This is a genomic window from Gordonia sp. KTR9 (genome assembly GCF_000143885.2).
In the GTDB taxonomy this organism is placed as follows: Bacteria; Actinomycetota; Actinomycetes; order Mycobacteriales; family Mycobacteriaceae; genus Gordonia.
The window spans coordinates 4,751,705-4,770,120 of the sequence record NC_018581.1 but is presented as its reverse complement, the minus strand read 5'-3'; the positions used below and the strand labels follow the sequence as shown (position 1 = coordinate 4,770,120).

The following is an 18,416-nucleotide window of genomic DNA, read 5'->3' as shown; positions in this document are numbered from 1 at the left end:
CGAGGTCAGTTGTGGGTGATGACGACCTTGCCGGCGCGTACTTTCCCGGCGTCGACGTGGGAGATCGCGTCGACGGTCTGGGCGAAGGGGAAGGTGGTGTCGATCACCGGCCGTAGATGTCCCTTTTCGTAGAGTCCGGCCAGGTTGCGCAGCTGCGGTCCGTCGGCTCGCATGAAGAAGAACGAGTAATCGACGCCGTGCTTCTTAGCCTGTTTGCGTACTTTTCGCTGAGCAGCGACAGTACGAACTCGAACGGTAGGGGAGCGCCGAGCTGCTTGGCGAAACCCGCATCAGGTGGACCGGTGACCCCGAGAGCCAGTCCACCGGGCTTCAGTACGGTCAGCGTCTTCATGAGGTTGTCGCCGCCGACGGCGTCGATGGCCAGGTCGTAGCCGGAGAGGACGTCGGTGAAATCGGCCTGACGGTAGTCGACGACGACGTCGGCGCCCAGCGTCGAGACGAGCTCCGCCGAGTTCGTCCCGGCCGTGGTGGCGACGTGCGCGCCGAGGTACTTGGCGAGCTGGATGACCGTCGAACCGAGTCCGCCGGCGCCGGCGTGGACGAGGACCTTCGATCCGGCGCCGATGCTCGCGCGCTCGACCAGCATCTGCCAGGCGGCCAGAGCCACCAGCGGGACCGCGGCGGCCTCCTCAAAGGTCAGGTTCGCCGGTTTGCGGGCGACGTCGGCGTGGTCGATGGCGATGTGGTCGGCGAAGGTGCCGATGCGCAGATCGCGCGGCCGGGAGTAGATCTCGTCACCGACTTCGAAATCGGTGACTTCGCTGCCGACTTCGGTCACCACGCCGGCGACGTCGTGGCCCAGGATCAGCGGGAACCGGTACTTCAGCAGTGGTGCGAACTCGCCGTTGCGAACCAGCTTGTCGAGCGGGTTGACGCTGGCGGCAACGACTTCGACCAACACGTCGCGAGGCCCGACCTCAGGCATCGGGACTTCGGTTTCGTGGACGGGTCCCTTGTACTTGTCGATGACGAATGCCTTCATCGGATCCTCTTCACGGTTGTCGATCGGTCGGTTCGGGGTTTGCGGTTCACGGTGCGCCGAGGAATTCGAGCACCTCGGGAACGAACTCTCGGTGGTATTGGAAGATGCCGCCGTGGCCGGAACGGGGGTAGATGATGACCCGGGCGTCGGGGATGCGGTCGGCCAGTTCGACCGAGTGCTCACTGGCGACCATGACGTCGTTGTCACCGTTGGCGACCAGGGCGGGTTGGGTGATCACCGACAGGTCGTCGGGTGCGGCTCTGCCGCCGGCCACGATGGCCCGCAACTGTGCCAGACGTGCCTGCAGCGAGATCTTCCGGTCGCGATCGACGCGACGTTCGGCCAGGCGGTCGAAGTAGTCGGCGGCCGCCTGCTTGCCCTCTGGTGTGCGGGGGAAGAACAAGAAGTTCCGTGCGTCTTGCCGGGTCAGCGCCGCTTTGAGGTAGGCGCCGCCGACGATGCCGGCCATCTTGTCGATGCCCCCGCCGCCGCGCGGCCCGGTACCGGTCAGCACGATTCGTCGGATGAGTTCAGGGGCTCGCAGCGTGACCACCTGGGCCACTGCACCGCCGAGTGAGAAGCCGAACAGATCGACCTTCGTCAGGCCCAGCGCCCGGATGAACGCGATCGCATCGGCGGCCATCTGGTCGATGTCAGTGGGGACTTTCGAGCCGGTGCCGCCGACGCCGCGGTTGTCGAAGGCGATGACGTGGTGGGCCGAGGCGACCCCGTCGGCACCGACGCTCTTGGTGCGGGTGTCTGTCCACGTCGTGGTCACGACGGTGCTCCGGCGTTGCTCGTGCGCAGGCCCGGATACATGTCCTCGATCGATCCGCTGAGCCCGGCTTTGACGGTTGCGGTGAGGTCGTCGCCGATCACCTCGAATCCGTCGGCGGCAACGGTGTCGTAGATGTCGGCGACCAGCTCGGCCGGTGCCAGCTTCGGGCCCGGTGCGTGGGTGGCCATGGCGGTGTCCACGTACCCCATGTGCACGCCGACCACATGCACGCCTTTCGGCGTGAGCTCGAGACGCAGCGCGTTGGTCGCCGACCACAGCGCTGCCTTCGACGTGCTGTAGGCGCCACCGAGGGCGACCCAGCTGAGCACGGAGTGGATGTCGATGAGCACCGCGTCACGGGCGGCGATCAGGGCCGGGGCGAACGCTTGCGCCACCAGGACCGGCCCGAAGAAGTTGGTCTCCATGTTGGCGCGGAGGTCGGCTTCGGGCAGGTCGACGAGGCCGGCCGACGGGGGCGCCGCGCCCGCGTTGTTGACGAGCACCGAGACATCCGGTGCGGCCGCGACTGCGGCAGCGATGGACTCACCGTCGGTGACGTCCAGACGCAACGGCACGATGCGCTCGTCGTCCCATCGGCGCGGAGAACGCGCCGCGGCGTACACCTTTGCCGCGCCACGCTCGAGCGCCTGGGTGACGAGTTCTTGTCCGATGCCGCCGTTGGCGCCGGTGACGAGCACGACTGAGTCGTGGAGAGAAGGCATGAGGTGGTGACCCCTTCCTTGTTTGGTTAGCGCGAAGCGCCGACGGAGTGGCTGCGCCAGGGATGGAAACTGATCGGTGTACCGCCACGATAGGTGGGATCGCCACGTTTGTAAACCGATCGGTGTATCTTGGCGGGGGAACACAGAACGGACCGACAGATCGGCTGGCGGAATGACGACGACAGAGAAGAGCGCCCAACCACCGCGTGGGTCGGGCCGCCCGAGTCCCAGAGACCGGATCCTCTCGGCGGCGGCTGGGCTCTTCTACGTAGAGGGCATCAACGCCACGGGTGTCGAGCTGATCGCGTCTGAGGCGGGAGTGTCGAAAAGGACGCTGTACAAGTACTTTCCGAGCAAAGTGACCTTGGTGGAGCAGTACCTGGCATACCTGCGTGAAATGGTTGTCGACCCTCGGGGAGGGCAGGCCGACGGGCCGCGCGAACGTTTGATGCGACTGTTCACGATTCCGGAACCCGGCGACGGCCGGCTGCGCGGATGCCCGTTCCACAACGCGGCCGTGGAAGCAGCCTCGGCGATGCCCGAGGTCACCGAGTTCGTCCACACGCAGAAACGGGCCTTCGCCACCGCGATCGTCGACCTGTGCCGGGACTACGGAGCATCCGATCCGTCCCTGCTGGGCCACCAGATCGCGCTGCTCTACGAGGGCGCGGCGGCGCTGTCGACATCACTCGACGACGTCGAACCGTGGGCGTACGCCCGCACCACCGTAGAGATGCTGCTCGACCACGCGCGACCGGACGCCAGGGCCACGGCTTCCGCCGCTGCAAGAGCATGATCGTTGACCACACCGACTGCACGGATAGGAACAGCTCATGAACAGCCCACGGCCGATCGCTCCGGACGGGCTCTGGCTCGATGACATCGCCGAAGGCGCCACCTTCGTCACCGACACCCATACCGTCGACACCGCGGAGATTCTCGAGTTCGCACGGCGCTATGACCCACAGGTCTTCCACACCGATCCCGACGGCGCTTCGGGAACGTTCTTCGATGGGCTCGCGGCCAGCGGCTGGCATGTCGCTGCGATCACCATGTCGTTGGTCGTGACCAGTGGCCTTCCGGTGGCGACCGGCATCGTGGGGGGCGGAGCCGAGCTCACCTGGCCCAGCGCCACTCGTCCCGGCGATGTCCTGCGTGTGACCGCCACGATCGATTCGATCAAAAGGTCCACGTCGCAACCGGCACGTGCGTGGGTGAGCCTGACACAGCACACCGTCAACCAGCGCGACGAAGTACGTCAGATCGCACGACCACGGATTCTGATGTGGGACCGGCCGAGCGCCTGACCGATGTGGCGTGGCGACCCCGCCGCCGGGGTCCGAATCCGCGGTTTCGATCACCCTCCGACGCGCCGTACTCGCGCGTAGCGATTTGACTCGTAAGAATCACACCGTCTGACCACCTCGCGCGTCCCGGATCTCCACTGAGCTGGGTCGCCGCGCTGTACCGTACCTGCGGACCTTCAACCGCACGACGACGATGTGAATGGAGTCGGTGTTGTTTTCTCGTATCGCCATCGTGAACCGAGGTGAGGCCGCGATGCGGCTCATCCACGCCGTTCGGGGCCTGTCGGAGGAGACCCGGCAGCCCATCGAGGTCATCGCACTGCACACCGACGTGGATCGCAACGCCACGTTCGTGCGCGAGGCGGACGTCGCCTACGACCTGGGACCCGCCGCGTCGCGCCCGTACCTGAACATGAAGGTGCTGGAGCACGCGCTGTTGGAGACCGGTGCCGACGCGGCGTGGGTCGGCTGGGGATTCGTGGCCGAGGACCCGCTGTTCGCCGAACTGTGCGATCGGATCGGCGTCACCTTCGTCGGGCCGTCGGCCGAGGCGATGCGCAAACTCGGCGACAAGATCGGCGCGAAGCTGATCGCCGAGGAGGTCGGCGTGCCCGTGGCGGCGTGGAGCCGCGGCGGGGTGGACACCCTGGACGAGGCGGTGGCCGCGGCCGGCCAGATCGGTTACCCGTTGATGCTGAAGGCGACCGCCGGCGGCGGTGGCCGCGGCATCCGCAAGGTCACCAACGACGCCGACCTGCGCGACGCCTACACCCGCACCCGCGAGGAGGCCGAGCGCGCCTTCGGCAGCGGTGTGGTGTTCCTGGAACGGCTCGTGACCGGCGCGCGGCACGTCGAGGTCCAGGTCATCGCCGACGGTCAGGGCACCGCCTGGGCGCTGGGCGTGCGTGACTGCTCGGTCCAGCGACGCAACCAGAAGATCATCGAGGAATCGGCGTCGCCGGTTCTGCCCGCCGACCGGGTCGCCGAGCTCAAGGCCTCGGCGGAGCGGCTCGCCATCGCCGTCGGTTACCGCGGCGCGGCCACCGTCGAGTTCCTCTACCACCCGGGCGAGAACCTGCTGGCGTTCCTCGAGGTCAACACCCGTCTGCAGGTGGAGCACCCGATCACCGAGGCGACCACCGGCTTCGACCTGGTGCGTGCGCAGCTGCACGTGGCGTCCGGTGGGCGCCTCGAAGGCGAGCCGCCGAGCGAGCGCGGCCACGCCATCGAGGCCCGCCTCAACGCCGAGGATCCCGACCGCGACTTCGCCCCCGCCCCGGGCCGCATCGACCTGCTCGAGCTGCCCGCCGGACCGGGCATCCGCGTCGACACCGGCGTCAGCGAGGGTGACACCATCCCCGCAGACTTCGACTCGATGATCGCCAAGATCATCGCCTACGGCCGCGACCGCGACGAGGCGCTCGGCCGACTGCGTCGGGCCATCCGCGAGACCCGCGTGATCATCGCCGGCGGCGCGACCAACAAGAGTTTCGTGCTCGAACTGCTCGACCAGCCCGAGGTGATCGACGGCAGCGCGGACACCGGCTGGATCGACCGCGTGCGCGCCGACGGTGGACTGGTCGCCAACCGGCACTCCGCGATCGCGCTGGTCGCCGCGGCGATCGACGCCTACGAGGAGGAAGAACTCGTCGAGCGGCAGCGCCTGATGTCGACCGCCTCGGGTGGTCGTCCGCAGGTTCAGCACGAGAGCGGTCGACCCCTGGACCTGAAGCTCCGCGGCGTCGCCTACCGCGTCCGGGTCGCCGCCATCGGGGCACACCGGTTCCGTGTCACCGTCGAGGCGCCGGGGGAGACCCGCACCGTCGATGTCGACCTCGAGCGCTTCGACGACCACGCCGCGCAGCTCATCGTGAACCGGGTCCGCTACCGCCTGGTCACCGACACCCACGGGCCCGTCCACCTCGTCGACGTCGACGGCGTCACCCATCGCGTCAGCCGTGACGAGGGCGGCGTGGTGCGGTCGCCCGCGCCCGCACTGGTCGTCGCCACGCCACTGCAGGCCGGTGACGAGGTCGAGGCCGGCGCCCCGATCCTGGTCCTGGAGAGCATGAAGATGGAAACGGTGCTGCGCGCACCGGTGCGCTCGCGGGTCAAGGAATGTGCGGTGTCGGTCGGCACCCAGGTCGAGACCGGGGCCACCCTGATGCGGCTCGAGCCGCTCGCCGACGACGAGGACGAGGTCGTCGAAGAGGTGGGTACCAGCATCGACCTCGAGTTGCCGGAGGATCCCCAGCTCGATCCCACCGAACGCACCACGCGCAGCCAGGAGGACCTCCGTAGTCAGCTCCTCGGTTTCGACGTCGACCCCAACGACCGGACGCGCCTGCTCGACGAATATCTCTCCGTGCGACGGGCGGCGATCGACAGCGGCCGCCGTCCGCTGGCCGACGAGCTCGAACTGGTCACCGTGTTCGCCGACCTCGCCGAACTGAGCCAGAACCGGCCATCGAGTCAGGAGGTCGGCGTCGAGCACGTACACAGCGCACGCGAGAACTTCCACACCTACCTGCAGAGCCTCGACGTGGAGCGGGACGGACTCCCGGCGGCGTTCCACGACCAGCTGGGCCGCGCGCTCGGTCACTACGGCGTCACCGATCTCGACCGCACCCCCGAACTCGAAGCCGGGGTGTTCCGCATCTTCCTCGCGCTGCAGAACCCCAACGACTCGGCCTCGATGATCAGCGCGCTGCTGCTCGAGTGGCTCGACGAGCCGACGCCCCGCGACGAACTGCGCGAGGCGGTGGGCACCGCCCTCGACCGCCTCGTCGCCGCCACCCAGGTTCGCTTCCCGGCGGTCGCCGACCTCGCGCGCGGTGTCATCTACGCCTGGTACGGCCAGCCGCTCCTGCTGCGCGACCGCGCACGCGTCTACAGCAACGTGCGCAAGCAGCTGAAGTACCTCGACGAGAACCCCGATGCCGCCGACCGCACGAGCCGTATCGACGACATGGTGCGCAGCACCGAGCCGCTCGTCCGGCTGCTCGGCCAGCGCATCGAACGGCACGCCGACAACACGGTCATGCTCGAGGTGCTGACCCGGCGTTACTACGGCAACCGGGGTCTCGCCGACATCCGGATCCGCCAGGCCGGTGGCGCGACCTTCGTCGTCGCCGAGCGCGACGCCGGGAACGTCGCGTCGGCCGCGGTGGGCTTCGACGCCCTGCCCGCGACCATCGGTGGACTCGGCGAACTCGCCCGCGACACCGCCGCCGTCGATGCCGACATCTATCTCGCGTGGGAGCAGCAACCCGACGACTTCGATGTCCTCGCCGGGACGCTGCACGACATCGTCGCCACCAGTTCGCTTCCGCCGCAGGTGCATCGGGTCACCATCACGGTCGCCGGCAGCGCCGACGCGCGAATGCATCACCACGTCACGTTCCGGCCGTCGGCGACCGGTATGGCCGAGGAGCGCCTGATCCGTGGTCTGCACCCCTACATCGCGCAGCGCATGCAGATGGAACGCCTGCGCAAGTTCGACCTCACCAGGTTGCCGTCGTCGGACGACGAGGAGGTCTACCTCTTCCGTTGTGTCGCAAGGGAGAACCCGTCGGACCGCCGGCTCGTCGCCTTCGCCCAGGTCCGCGACCTGACCGCGTTGCGCGAGCAGGACGGCCGGTTGCTCACGCTGCCGACCGCCGAAGCCGCGCTCGCGTCGTGCGTCGACTCGATCCGGCGTGCGCAGCGCGGTTCGACCAACCTGTCGAGCGCCAACCGGATCATCATGTACGTGTGGCCGCCGATCGACGTCGACGCCGACATCCTCGACCTGATCGCCGATCACATCCGCGGCACGACACAGGGAGTCGGCCTCGAAGAGGTCCAGCTCATCGCGCGTCGCCGTGACCGCGACACCGGCGAGCTCAGCAAGGTCTCGGTCCACTTCTCCGTCAACCCCACCGGTGGATTCGACGTCCGGGTCCTCGACCCGACCGACGAGCCGATCGAACCGGTCGACGAGTACCGCCAGAAGGTCCTGCGCGCGGCGAAGCGCAACACCGTCTACCCGTACGAACTGGCCGCGATCCTCGGCGATTTCACCGAGTACGACCTCGACGCCGAGCAGCGTCTCGTGCAGGTCGACCGTCCCAAGGGCCGCAACTCGGCCGCGATCGTCGCCGGTGTGGTCACCACGCCCACCGAGAAGTACCCGCGGGGCGTGACCCGCGTGGTCCTGCTCGGCGACCCGACGAAATCGCTGGGCGCGCTTGCGGAACCGGAGTGCAGTCGGCTGGTCGCCGCGCTCGACCTCGCCGAACAGATGCAGGTCCCGCTCGAGTGGTACGCACTGTCCTCGGGCGCGCGGATCTCCATGGATTCCGGTACGGAGAACATGGACTGGATCGCCCGCGCGCTGAAGCGGATCGTCGAGTTCACCCAGTCGGGTGGCGAGATCAACATCGTCGTGGCCGGCATCAACGTCGGCGGACAGCCGTACTGGAACGCCGAGGCGACGATGCTCATGCACACCAAGGGTGTTCTGGTGATGACACCGGAATCGGCGATGGTGCTCACCGGCAAGCAGTCGCTCGACTTCTCCGGCGGTGTGTCGGCCGAGGACAACTTCGGCATCGGCGGCTACGACCGCGTGATGGGACCCAACGGGCAGGCGCAGTACTGGGCGCCGAACCTCGGCGCCGCCCGCGATCTCCTGATGGCCCACTACGATCACACGTACGTGGCGCCGGGCGAGCAGACGCCGCGTCGGGCGATCACGAGCGACCCCGTCGACCGCGACATCTCCGACTACCCACACGTCTTGGCGGGCAGTGATTTCACCACGGTCGGGCAGATCTTCTCGACGGCCTACAACCCGGACCGCAAGAAGCCGTTCGACATCCGCACGGTCATCCGGGCCGTCGCCGACCAGGATCATCCGGTCCTGGAGCGCTGGGCGGGTATGGCCGACGCGGAGACCGCGGTCGTCTGCGACCTGCACATGGGCGGAATCCCGGTGTGCCTGTTGGGCATCGAGTCACGCGAGGTGCAGCGCCGCGGTTACACGCCGACCGACGGCCCCGACACCTACACGGCCGGCACGCTGTTCCCGCAGTCGTCGAAGAAGGCGGCGCGCGCGATCAACGTGGCGAGCGGCAACCGACCGCTCGTGGTGCTCGCGAACCTCTCCGGGTTCGACGGGTCGCCGGAGTCGCTGCGCAAGCTCCAGCTGGAGTACGGCGCGGAGATCGGTCGCGCCATCGTCAACTTCGAGGGCCCCATCGTGTTCTGCGTGATCTCGCGGTATCACGGCGGAGCGTTCGTGGTGTTCTCGAAGGCGTTGAACCCCAACATGACCGTGCTCGCGATCGACGGTTCGTTCGCGTCGGTGCTCGGCGGTGCCCCCGCGGCCGCGGTGGTCTTCGCCGGCGACGTGGCCAAGAGGGTCGGCGCCGACGCGCGGGTGCGTGAACTGGAGGCCGAGACCGCGCAGGCCACCGGCCCCGAGCGCTCGCGGCTCAACGCCGAACTGGCCGACCTGCGCCAGTCGGTGCGCGCGGAGAAGATCAGCGAGATCGCCGCGGAGTTCGACTCGGTGCACAGCATCCGTCGCGCCGTCGAGGTCGGTTCGGTCGATGCGGTCATCCAGGCCGAGGAACTCCGGCCCCAGATCATCGGCGCCATCGAGAAGTCGCCGGCGTGGGGGAAGCAGGATTCCGAGGTGGTCAGCTCCTAGCGTCCGGCTTCCTGGGGTGCGCGGACCCGAGCACCCCAGGACGCACCGGGCATCACCCGCGCTCGGCGATCTCCTTGATCGCGGCGAGGGTGACCGGGATGCCCGACAGCGCGGCGTCGCGACGCTGCTCGAGTTGGGTGTCCGCATCGTCGCCGTACCGCTGCGCGAACAGCTCGAAGCCGCCGGGTTGCACGGCCCACGACTCGGTCAGCGTCGTCCCGTCGCCGTCGGGTGTGATCGTGTACGACCAGCGCACCGCGTTCTCGTTCACCATCCACGCGAACTCGCGGGGTTCCTCCGCGACGAGGACCAGCGATCGCGTCTCCCACACGTGCTCGGGGGTCTCGTTGCGGCCGTGGAAGTAGGCGCCGACCTCGGGCCCGGTCGCCGGTTCCGCCCACCAGCACGCCTTGCAGATCGGGCTCCACTCGCCGGTGCGACCGATGTCGGTCACCAGATCCCACACCTGCTGCGGCGTGGCGTCGATGCGAATGGACTCGGCGTGGGTGAATCGAGCGGTGCGGTCGTCGTGGCTGGTCGTCATGGGCCCTTCCTGAGATTCGCGTGTGCATCGATCCTATGCAGGGGTCACGGGACCAAATCCGAGCGTCGTGGTGTTGTGCACGGTGACGCCTCCGATGCACCGTCGATCGACGGAGCCGGAGCGCGTCGGCAGGAGGAGAACGTGAGCAACACCTACCGCAAGACCCCCGCGGCGTTGAGCCGCCTCACCGACGTCCAGTACCGCGTCACCCAGCGTGACGGCACCGAGCGCGCCTTCGACAACGAGTACTGGGACAACCACGAGCCCGGCATCTACGTCGACGTCGTGTCGGGACAGCCCCTGTTCTCGTCGACCGACAAGTTCGACAGCGGGACCGGATGGCCGAGCTTCACCCGGCCCATCGATCCGGACGCCGTGGCGACGAAGGTCGATCGGAGCCTGTTCATGCGGCGTGTCGAAGTGCGGTCCGCGGGAGCCGACAGCCACCTGGGACACCTCTTCGACGACGGGCCCCGCGACGCGGGAGGCCAGCGATTCTGCATGAACTCGGCCTCGCTGCGGTTCATCCCGGCCGCCGAGCTCGAGGCCGAGGGGTACGGCGAGTACGCCGTCCTGTTCACCGGCGCGAACAGCGCCGATTCCCGCACCACCGACACTCACGAGGAGAACGCATGACGACCGACACCGGCCAGATCACCGTCCGTCCCGGCACCGAGACCGCGGTCCTCGCGGGCGGATGCTTCTGGGGCATGGAAGACCTGATCCGCAAGCAGCCCGGAGTTCTGGGCACCCGGGTCGGTTACACGGGCGGGCAGAACGACCACGCCACCTACCGCAACCACCCCGGGCATGCCGAAGCCGTGGAGATCGTGTTCGACCCGACGCAGACGACGTATCGCGATATCCTCGCGTTCTTCTTCCAGATCCACGACCCGTCGACGCGCAACCGGCAGGGAAACGATGTCGGCACGAGCTACCGCTCGGCGATCTTCCCGGTGACACCGGAGCAGGAGCGGGTCGCCCGGGACACCATCGCCGACGTCGACGCGTCGGGACTGTGGCCCGGCAAGGCGGTCACGACGATCGAGGAGCTGGGCCCGTTCTGGGAGGCCGAGCCCGAGCACCAGGACTACCTGCTCAACTTCCCGAACGGCTACACCTGCCACTTCCCGCGTCCGGGATGGGTGTTGCCGAAGCGGGATGCGGCGTCGACGCGGTGACGCGCAAGACCGGCTGAGAGCACCGGCGCCCGTCGGCGGTCGTCCGACAACGACCGTCGACGGGTTCGTCGGCGTATGCTGATGCGATGTAGCACTCTGCTACACATGCGCGGGAGGTCTGCAATGAGCACGGGTACGGACAAGGTGACCCGGCTGTCTGCCGCATTGGTGACCGATGCCGCCCGGGAGGGCGCGCGCGAGCAGCGGTCAGCGCGGCAGCAACTCGAACACTGGGCCCGTCTCGGCCGCAGCGTCTCGCAGCGCACCACCGCGTCGCGTCGGCGGGTCGAGGCCGCGCTGGCGGGCGACTTGCCGGGAGAGGTGTTGACCGCCGAGGAAGCCGTCGTCTACGACGCCGAGATCGACGCGCACCTCGAAGCGCGACTCGCCACCGACGACCACGTGGTTCGTCGTGCATCGGACGGGTTCTCCTCGGTCGTCGTCGATGACGACGGACGGCTAGTCGAACACCGTCCCGACGGGACGACGGTCATCCTCGGCCGGTGACACCGCGGCTCGACCTGGTCGTCGGGTGTGATGGCGCGGGGAAGTCGACGCTGGTCGAGCATCATCTGCAGCCCTTGCTGCACACGCCCTTCGTGAACGCCGACCTGATCGCCCGGCAGAAGTGGCCCGACGCCGCGGAAGCGCATTCCTACGACGCCGCCCGACTGGCGGCGGCCACCCGCGACAAACTGATCGGGACAGGCGCCTCGTTCATCGCCGAGACGGTCTTTTCGCATCCATCCAAACTGGAACTCATCGAACGTGCGCACGCCGCCGGCTACCGAGTGGTGCTCCACGTCGTGATGATCCCCGAGGATCTCGCGGTCCATCGCGTCCGGTTGCGCGTCGACAGCGGTGGGCACGCGGTCCCGGAGGTCAAGATCCGCGAGCGGTTCCGGCGCCTGTGGCCGCTCGTCCGCACGGCCATCCTCCGTAGCGAGCAGGCAACCGTGTACGCCAACGAGCGACCGACCACGCGCATCGTCGCGCGGTACGTCGACGGTATGGTCGCGGGCATGCCCGACTGGCCGGACTGGACGCCGGATGCGCCGACGCGTTCGGAGCCACGATGACTTCCCACGATCGAGCGACCGGGCTTCTCGTCGTCGGCGCCGTCAACGTCGATCTCGTCGTGGAGACCGACCGCTTGCCGGGTCCCGGTGAGACGGTCGTCGGTCCGACGGTGACTCGGCACGGCGGCGGGAAGGGCGCGAACGCCGCCGTTGCCGCTGCGCGTGCGGGTGCCGAGGTGCGTTACTGCGGCGCAGTGGGTTCCGACGACATGGGTGCGGGCGCACTCGACGAACTACGGGACGAGGGCGTCGACGTCACCGACGTGGCCGCGCTCGAGAATGTGTCCACCGGTATGGCGCTCATCGTCGTCGACCCTCGCGGAGAGAACCAGATCGCGGTGGGCGCCGGCGCGAATGGCCTGCTGACCGCTGACGTCGTCCGTACTGCGGTTCGCCGGGCGGGCGGCTGGGCCGGGTGTGTGCTCGTCAGCACCGAGATCCCGGCCGACGCCGTCGCCGCGGCCGTCACGACGGCGGCCGAGCGGGGTCTCCGATGCGTCGTCAATCCTGCCCCGGTGCCGGCGTCGATGGTCGACCTCATGGGGTCGGCGCCGGTGTTCACGCCCAACTCGTCGGAACTTCGTGACCTGCACGCGTTGATCGACGACGGTCGGGACGCCCCGGAGGTGCCGGCGGCCGAGCGGGCAGTGGCGGTGGCCTCACGTACGGGTGCACCCGTTCTCGTGACCCTCGGTGCCGAGGGTGTGCTGATCGCGAATCCGTCCGGCGACGTGCTCACCCTCCCCGCCGGGCACGTCGACGAGGTCGTCGACACGACCGGAGCGGGTGACACCTTCAACGGCGTGTTCGCGGCGTCGCTCGCCGCCGGTTCGACGGTCCTCGAGGCGGCGAAGCGGGGTGTCGCGGCGGCGTCGCTGTCGGTCGGCGCCGTCGGCGCCCGGACCGGGATGCCGGGCGATGCGGAGATCCGCCGCGCGGTGTGAGGCACACCCGTCGACCGGGTGGTCAGCGCGTGGCGGGTCTCGGTCGCTTCATGAATCGGTGATGGTCGTCGCTGGGCAGGAAGTAGTCGCCCTGCCCGCCGGCTCGCAGGAGGGGTCGTGCCCCGGCCGTGTCGAAGGTCTGGTCCTCGCGCAGCAGGCCGGTTGCGATGTGGATCTTGACGACCTCGCCCAGGACCATCCAGGTGTCGACGAGTTCGTCTGCGGCCGTGCGCAACTGGAATGACTGGGTGACGCGGCACTCGAAACCGACCGGGCTCTCGGCAACCCGCGGCGCGGCCACGAGGTCGGAGGCCAGCGGGGTGAGCCCCGCGGCCTCGAACTCGTCCTCACCGGCAGGGATCGCCGCCGAGGTGGCGTTCATCTGTTCGCCGAGATCGTCGGTGGCGAGGTTCCACACGAACTCTCCGGACTCCCGCGCGTTGGCGACGGTGTCCTTGTAACCGACGCTGGCGAAGCCGACGATCGGCGGGGTGTAGTTGAACAGGTTGAAGAAACTGTAGGGCGCGAGGTTGCGCACCCCGTCGGCGGTCACGGTGGAGATCCAGCCGATGGGTCGCGGCGCGACGATCGCGTTGACCGGGTCGTGCGACAGCCGATGGCCCTGCGACGGTTCGTAGGAGTGGTAGATCGTCACCGTCGCAACGGTACGTCAGCGGCCCGACGTGCCGCCGCCTGCGTAAGGTGAGGTGCGATCGACCACTGCGCACTTCGACGATCGGGAAAGCTGTGACTCTCTCCTCCGGCCCTGACCTGCGGACTTTCGCCAACATCCGGGATCTGGGCGGCATGCGGGTCGCCGGCGGCGGCATCACGGCCGCCAACGTGCTGATCCGCAGCGACGCCCCCTATCCCGACGACGAGGACCCGGTGGGCATGCCGTGGCCGCCGGCGACCGTCGTCGACCTGCGCGACCCCACGGAGCTGGGCCGGATGGCCGTCACGTGGCCGGCGAATGTGCGGGTGGTGCATCGTCCGGTGTCGTCGGGCGCCCGCGTCGACCGGCTCGCCGACACCGCTCTCGTCGACATCTACACCGCCATGATGCGGACGGGCGGCCACCGGCTGACCGCCGCGCTGAACGAGTTCGACCTCGACGGGGCGACTCTGGTGCACTGCGCGGCCGGCAAGGATCGCACCGGCGTGATCATCGCGATCGCGCTGCTCCTGGCGGGTGTCGACGAAGAAGCCGTGATCGCCGACTACCACCTGACCGAGGCCGGTATCGCGGGCGTGTTCGCGCGCCTGCGGTCCCGCAAGCGGATCCCGGCGGGCACCACCCTGGAGGCCCCCATCCTGCGCACGCCGCGGGAGGCCATCGAACTGGTCGTCGCCGACGTGACCGGCGCCCGCGGTGGCGCCTGGGGATGGTTCGAGGCGCAGGGCGGCGACGTCGAACACTTCCGGCGGTGGGTCGAGATGTTCGTACGCGCCGAGGCAGGGGAGGCTGCGCGTGGCTGACGAGAACATCTCGGAGACGGCGCAATTCGCCCCGGACGTCGTGGCGGCCGTGCTGGCACACATGAACGACGACCACGCCGACGACTCACTGCTGATCTGCCGCACCCTCGGCGGCCGCCCGGACGCGACCGCCGCCGTGATGACCGGGTTCGACCACGAGGCAGCGACTTTCGACGTCTCCGTCCCCGACGGGGTCGCCGGTGTGCGACTCGCCTGGGATCGACCGGTCCGCGATCGCGCCGACGTTCGCGTCGCGGTGGTCGCGATGTTCCGTGCGGCGCAGGAGCGTTCGGGCGCCCCGTCCTAGGCAGGCGTCGGGGCGCGTCACGTACTCCCGCGAGCGATCAATTCCACCGGCAAGCGGCGGGATTCGACGTCGCGTCCGATGGTGAGGTCGAGGAGACCGCGCACCGCGGTCTCGCCGATCTCCCGTGCCGGCGACCGGACCGTCGTCAGCGGGACGGGAAGCTGGGCGGCCACCGGGATGTCGTTGTAACCGATCAGGGCGAGGTCATCGGGGATGCGCAGGCCGAGGTCGCGTGCCACGCCGAGGACTCCCACCGCGATCGTGTCCGACACCGCGAAGATCGCCCGTGGGCGGTCGGGACGGTCGAGCAGTGCCGCGCCGGCCGCGGTGCCGCCGTCGACCTCGAAGTTCGACGCGACGATGCGGTCGTCGGGGAGCGTGATCCCGGCGTCGTGCAGCTCGGCGGTGAATCCGCGGAGGCGGTCGGTCGCCGTGGTCGCGTGACCGGGACCGGCGATGACGGCGAGGTCGGTGTGTCCCCGATCCAGGAGATGGCGGGCGGCGATGCGCCCGCCGCGCTCGTCGTCGCCGCCGACGAAGGGGAGTCCGGCATCGGCGTGCCGGGTGAGCGTGAGCAACGGCAGGTCGGCGATCCGCAGGGACTCGACGAAGTCGCGACCCGGCCGGTGCAGTCCGCTCAACAGCAGGCCGTCGACCTGCCGGCCGACGAGGAGTTCGATGGCGCGCCGCTGGGCGGCCTCGTCGTCGGGCGGGCTCGACAACAGCACCGAGTACCCCGCGCGGGTGGCGGCCTGCTCGATTCCCTGATACGTCGTGGCGACCACGCCATCGGTCAGCCGCGTCATCACGACCCCGATCGTGGTCGTCTTTCGGGTTCGCAGACTGGCCGCCCACACGTTCCGCTGATAACCGAGCTGGTCGGCGACCTCCCGTACCCTCAGCGCCGACGCCGACCAGCCGTCGGCGGGCTCGGGCTGACGGAGCACCCGCGACGCCGTGGACACGTGCACGCCGGCGCGCCGCGCGATCTCTTTCAGCGTGGGCGCGCGCTGACCATCGACCACGCCGTTCCTCCCTCTGTCCGGTGCCCTCTGTCCGGTGCCGCGGCCCGGGTTCGTGCATTGACCGACGACCGCAGAACACCTACCTTAGGCGATGCAAACGTTCGTGCAAACGTTCTCGCGGCGGCGTGGGTCCGCCCGGTCGCCCGACTCTCGACGGAGGTCTTCGATGTCCCGCCCCAGTACGTTGCCCCAGCTCTTCGCCCTGGACTCGTTGCTCGACGCCGACGAGATCGCCATCCGCGAGAACGTGCGGGACTTCGCCGCGTCGAAGTTGCGCCCGCACATCGCCGACTGGTTCTCCGAAGCCCAGCTGCCCGTCCGCGAGATCGCCCGCGAACTCGGTGAGCTCGGCGCGCTGGGCATGCACCTGGACGGTTACGGCTGTCCCGGGATGAGCGCGATGTCGTACGGGCTGGCCTGCCTGGAACTCGAGGCCGTCGACTCCGGAATCCGGAGCCTGGTGTCGGTGCAGGGGTCGCTCGCGATGTTCTCCATCCACCACTGGGGGTCGGAGGAGCAGAAGAACGAGTGGCTGCCGCGGATGGCGGCGGGCGAGGCGATCGGCTGTTTCGGCCTGACCGAGCCCGACTTCGGCTCGAACCCGTCAGGCATGCGCACCCACGCCAAGCGCGACGGCGAGGACTGGGTGCTCAACGGGACGAAGATGTGGATCACCAACGGTTCGATCGCCGACGTCGCCGTGGTGTGGGCGCAGACCGATCTCGCCGACAGTCCCGGCGGCATCCGCGGATTCGTGGTCCCCACCGACACGCCGGGCTTCTCGGCGCCGGAGATCACCAAGAAGATGTCGTTGCGCGCCTCGGTCACCTCGGAGCTCGTCTTCGACGATGTCCGGCTCCCCGCGTCGGCGATGCTGCCCGGCGCGGAAGGCCTGCGCGGTCCGCTGACCGCGCTCGGCGAGGCGCGATTCGGCATCATCTTCGGGGCGATCGGCGCCGCCCGCGACTGCCTGGAGGTCGCCATCGATTACGCGCAGTCGCGCGAGGTGTTCGACAAGCCGCTGGCCGGATACCAGATAACCCAGACCAAGATCGCCGACATGGCGCTCGAGGTGGGCAAGGGACACCTGCTGGCTTATCACCTCGGCCGGTTGAAGGACCGCGGCGAACTCACCCCCGAGCAGGTCAGCGTCGGCAAACTGAACAGCACCAGGGAGGCGATCGCGATCGCTCGCGAGTGCCGAACGATCCTGGGGGCGAACGGCATCACCCTCGAGTACCCGGTGATCCGGCACGCCAACAACCTGGAGTCGGTGCTCACCTACGAGGGGACCTCCGAGGTCCACCAGCTCACCATCGGCCGCGCGTTGACGGGTTCTTCGGCGTTCCGCTGAGTCGCCCCGAGCGCAGCTGAGCAGGACAAGCGGATTGCCCGCTTGCACACGCGGGATGGCGCAGTGGGCTACGTTGGGTGAGCACGCTTGTCAAAGCGCGTCCGTAGTAATTCGCTCACGTCGGGCGTCGAGAGGAGCCCGATCATGACTGATCCGTCGAACGAGGACGTCCACCGCAAGATAGCCGAACTCGCGAGGGAACTGCACAGCGACGACTCCGACGAGCAGGTCGCCAAGACGATCGTCGAGAACGCGCTGGTCGACATACCCGGCGTCGAGTACGCCGGACTCACCGTTGCCATCAATCGGAAGTCGATCGAATCGTTCGGGTCGACGCACGACGTCGCCGCAGTGCACGATGCCATTCAGGCGGAACTCGTTGAGGGGCCGTGTATTTCGGCGGCGTTCACCGATCGCGTCGTCCGTGTCGACGACCTGGAGAACGAGTGGCGATGGCCTGAGTATCGTCAGCGGGCTCTCGCCGAGACCCCGATCCGGTCGGTGCTGTCCTTCCAGCTCTTCGCCGACACGACGACCATCGGTGCGCTGAATCTCTTCGCCGACGAGCCGCACGCCTTCGATCTGCACACCGAGGACATCGGCATCGTCTTCGCGACCCACGCCGCGCTCGCGTGGAACAAGGTCAAGAAGGACAAGCAATTCCACAGCGCCCTGGCCAACCGCGACGTCATCGGCCAGGCGAAGGGCATCCTGATGGAACGCTTCGGGATCGACGCCGTGGCCGCCTTCGACCTGCTGAAGCGGTTGTCGCAGGATTCGAACACCAAGCTCGTCGACGTCGCACGACAGGTCACGGACAAGCGGTGACCTGTCTGCCCTTCGATATTGGTTCTGTTGGGCCGCCTCACCGCCGACGAAGGACTCGAGCCGCGCGCGAGCAACGACCTCAGCCGGCTCGTTCGACTGGAGTGCGCCTGTTCCTCTTGCGACCGATCGATCTCGACTCGACTGGTGGACTTCAATCGAAATCCACCAGT

At 68.6% G+C, this 18,416-nt stretch carries 18 protein-coding genes and 1 pseudogene; 12 read left to right on the top strand and 7 right to left on the bottom strand.

Annotated features, from left to right (window positions below; genetic code table 11):
* Positions 1-5: 5 nt before the first annotated feature.
* The 4 genes and pseudogenes from KTR9_RS28160 to KTR9_RS22020 form a co-directional block, all read right to left on the bottom strand.
* Positions 6-176, bottom strand: a pseudogene (locus tag KTR9_RS28160) (zinc-binding dehydrogenase); the annotation flags it as partial.
* Positions 104-1,003: an NADP-dependent oxidoreductase gene (locus tag KTR9_RS22030; RefSeq protein WP_014928196.1), complete on the bottom strand. Its 900-nt coding sequence runs from the start codon at positions 1,001-1,003 to the stop codon at positions 104-106. The gene KTR9_RS22030 and the pseudogene KTR9_RS28160, both read right to left, overlap by 73 nt.
* Before the next feature lie 46 nt (positions 1,004-1,049).
* Positions 1,050-1,781, bottom strand: coding sequence for an alpha/beta fold hydrolase (locus KTR9_RS22025; protein ID WP_083889000.1), 732 nt, complete (start codon positions 1,779-1,781; stop codon positions 1,050-1,052).
* Positions 1,778-2,503, bottom strand: a complete 726-nt coding sequence (locus KTR9_RS22020; protein WP_014928194.1) for an SDR family oxidoreductase — start codon at positions 2,501-2,503, stop codon at positions 1,778-1,780. The genes KTR9_RS22025 and KTR9_RS22020 overlap by 4 nt, the downstream gene beginning before the upstream one ends.
* Positions 2,504-2,675: 172 nt before the next feature.
* On the opposite strand from KTR9_RS22020, the gene KTR9_RS22015 reads away from it, so the two are divergent.
* From KTR9_RS22015 to KTR9_RS22005, 3 genes are all read left to right on the top strand, one after another.
* Positions 2,676-3,299, top strand: a complete 624-nt coding sequence (locus tag KTR9_RS22015) for a TetR/AcrR family transcriptional regulator (protein ID WP_014928193.1) — start codon at positions 2,676-2,678, stop codon at positions 3,297-3,299.
* A 37-nt stretch (positions 3,300-3,336) separates the two neighbouring features.
* Complete coding sequence (locus tag KTR9_RS22010) at positions 3,337-3,810, top strand: MaoC/PaaZ C-terminal domain-containing protein (protein ID WP_010842689.1); 474 nt, start codon at positions 3,337-3,339, stop codon at positions 3,808-3,810.
* Between the two features lie 199 nt (positions 3,811-4,009).
* Entirely contained in the window at positions 4,010-9,505 is a 5,496-nt protein-coding gene (locus KTR9_RS22005) for an ATP-binding protein (protein ID WP_044507274.1), read from the top strand.
* 52 nt (positions 9,506-9,557) lie between these two features.
* Here KTR9_RS22005 and KTR9_RS22000 read toward each other — a convergent pair whose 3' ends face one another.
* Positions 9,558-10,049 carry an SRPBCC family protein gene (locus KTR9_RS22000; RefSeq protein WP_010842691.1) on the bottom strand — a complete coding sequence of 164 codons (492 nt, stop codon included), beginning with the start codon at positions 10,047-10,049 and terminating at the stop codon, positions 9,558-9,560.
* A gap of 141 nt (positions 10,050-10,190) precedes the next feature.
* Here KTR9_RS22000 and msrB point away from each other — a divergent pair, with 141 nt between their 5' ends.
* The 5 genes from msrB to KTR9_RS21975 all read left to right on the top strand — a co-directional run bounded on the left by msrB (position 10,191) and on the right by KTR9_RS21975 (position 13,253).
* The gene (msrB, locus tag KTR9_RS21995; RefSeq protein WP_044508193.1) at positions 10,191-10,685 is read left to right on the top strand and encodes a peptide-methionine (R)-S-oxide reductase MsrB; all 495 of its coding nucleotides are present in this window, start codon (positions 10,191-10,193) and stop codon (positions 10,683-10,685) included.
* A complete protein-coding gene (gene msrA, locus KTR9_RS21990) occupies positions 10,682-11,230 on the top strand; it encodes a peptide-methionine (S)-S-oxide reductase MsrA (RefSeq protein ID WP_014928190.1) in 549 nt (182 codons plus the stop codon). Before msrB ends, msrA begins: the two co-directional genes overlap by 4 nt.
* 123 nt (positions 11,231-11,353) lie before the next feature.
* Positions 11,354-11,737, top strand: a complete 384-nt coding sequence (locus KTR9_RS21985) for a TA system antitoxin ParD family protein (RefSeq protein WP_014928189.1) — start codon at positions 11,354-11,356, stop codon at positions 11,735-11,737.
* Entirely contained in the window at positions 11,734-12,309 is a 576-nt protein-coding gene (locus tag KTR9_RS21980; protein ID WP_014928188.1) for a zeta toxin family protein, read from the top strand. Before KTR9_RS21985 ends, KTR9_RS21980 begins: the two co-directional genes overlap by 4 nt.
* Positions 12,306-13,253 carry a PfkB family carbohydrate kinase gene (locus tag KTR9_RS21975; protein ID WP_014928187.1) on the top strand — a complete coding sequence of 316 codons (948 nt, stop codon included), beginning with the start codon at positions 12,306-12,308 and terminating at the stop codon, positions 13,251-13,253. Before KTR9_RS21980 ends, KTR9_RS21975 begins: the two co-directional genes overlap by 4 nt.
* 22 nt (positions 13,254-13,275) lie before the next feature.
* Here the strand turns inward: KTR9_RS21975 and KTR9_RS21970 are convergent, their stop codons facing one another.
* A complete protein-coding gene (locus tag KTR9_RS21970; RefSeq protein WP_010842697.1) occupies positions 13,276-13,908 on the bottom strand; it encodes a flavin reductase family protein in 633 nt (210 codons plus the stop codon).
* Between the two features lie 92 nt (positions 13,909-14,000).
* On the opposite strand from KTR9_RS21970, the gene KTR9_RS21965 reads away from it, so the two are divergent.
* Together KTR9_RS21965 and KTR9_RS21960 are read left to right on the top strand one after the other, a co-directional pair.
* Positions 14,001-14,732: a tyrosine-protein phosphatase gene (locus KTR9_RS21965; protein WP_014928186.1), complete on the top strand. Its 732-nt coding sequence runs from the start codon at positions 14,001-14,003 to the stop codon at positions 14,730-14,732.
* The gene (locus KTR9_RS21960) at positions 14,725-15,039 is read left to right on the top strand and encodes a DUF2470 domain-containing protein (RefSeq protein ID WP_014928185.1); all 315 of its coding nucleotides are present in this window, start codon (positions 14,725-14,727) and stop codon (positions 15,037-15,039) included. Before KTR9_RS21965 ends, KTR9_RS21960 begins: the two co-directional genes overlap by 8 nt.
* A gap of 17 nt (positions 15,040-15,056) precedes the next feature.
* Here KTR9_RS21960 and KTR9_RS21955 read toward each other — a convergent pair whose 3' ends face one another.
* Positions 15,057-16,064, bottom strand: coding sequence for a LacI family DNA-binding transcriptional regulator (locus KTR9_RS21955; protein WP_014928184.1), 1,008 nt, complete (start codon positions 16,062-16,064; stop codon positions 15,057-15,059).
* A gap of 166 nt (positions 16,065-16,230) precedes the next feature.
* Between KTR9_RS21955 and KTR9_RS21950 the strand changes: the two genes are divergently transcribed.
* Together KTR9_RS21950 and KTR9_RS21945 are read left to right on the top strand one after the other, a co-directional pair.
* Positions 16,231-17,418, top strand: coding sequence for an acyl-CoA dehydrogenase family protein (locus tag KTR9_RS21950; protein WP_014928183.1), 1,188 nt, complete (start codon positions 16,231-16,233; stop codon positions 17,416-17,418).
* A 144-nt stretch (positions 17,419-17,562) separates the two neighbouring features.
* Positions 17,563-18,246: a GAF and ANTAR domain-containing protein gene (locus KTR9_RS21945; RefSeq protein WP_014928182.1), complete on the top strand. Its 684-nt coding sequence runs from the start codon at positions 17,563-17,565 to the stop codon at positions 18,244-18,246.
* Positions 18,247-18,416 lie beyond the last annotated feature (170 nt).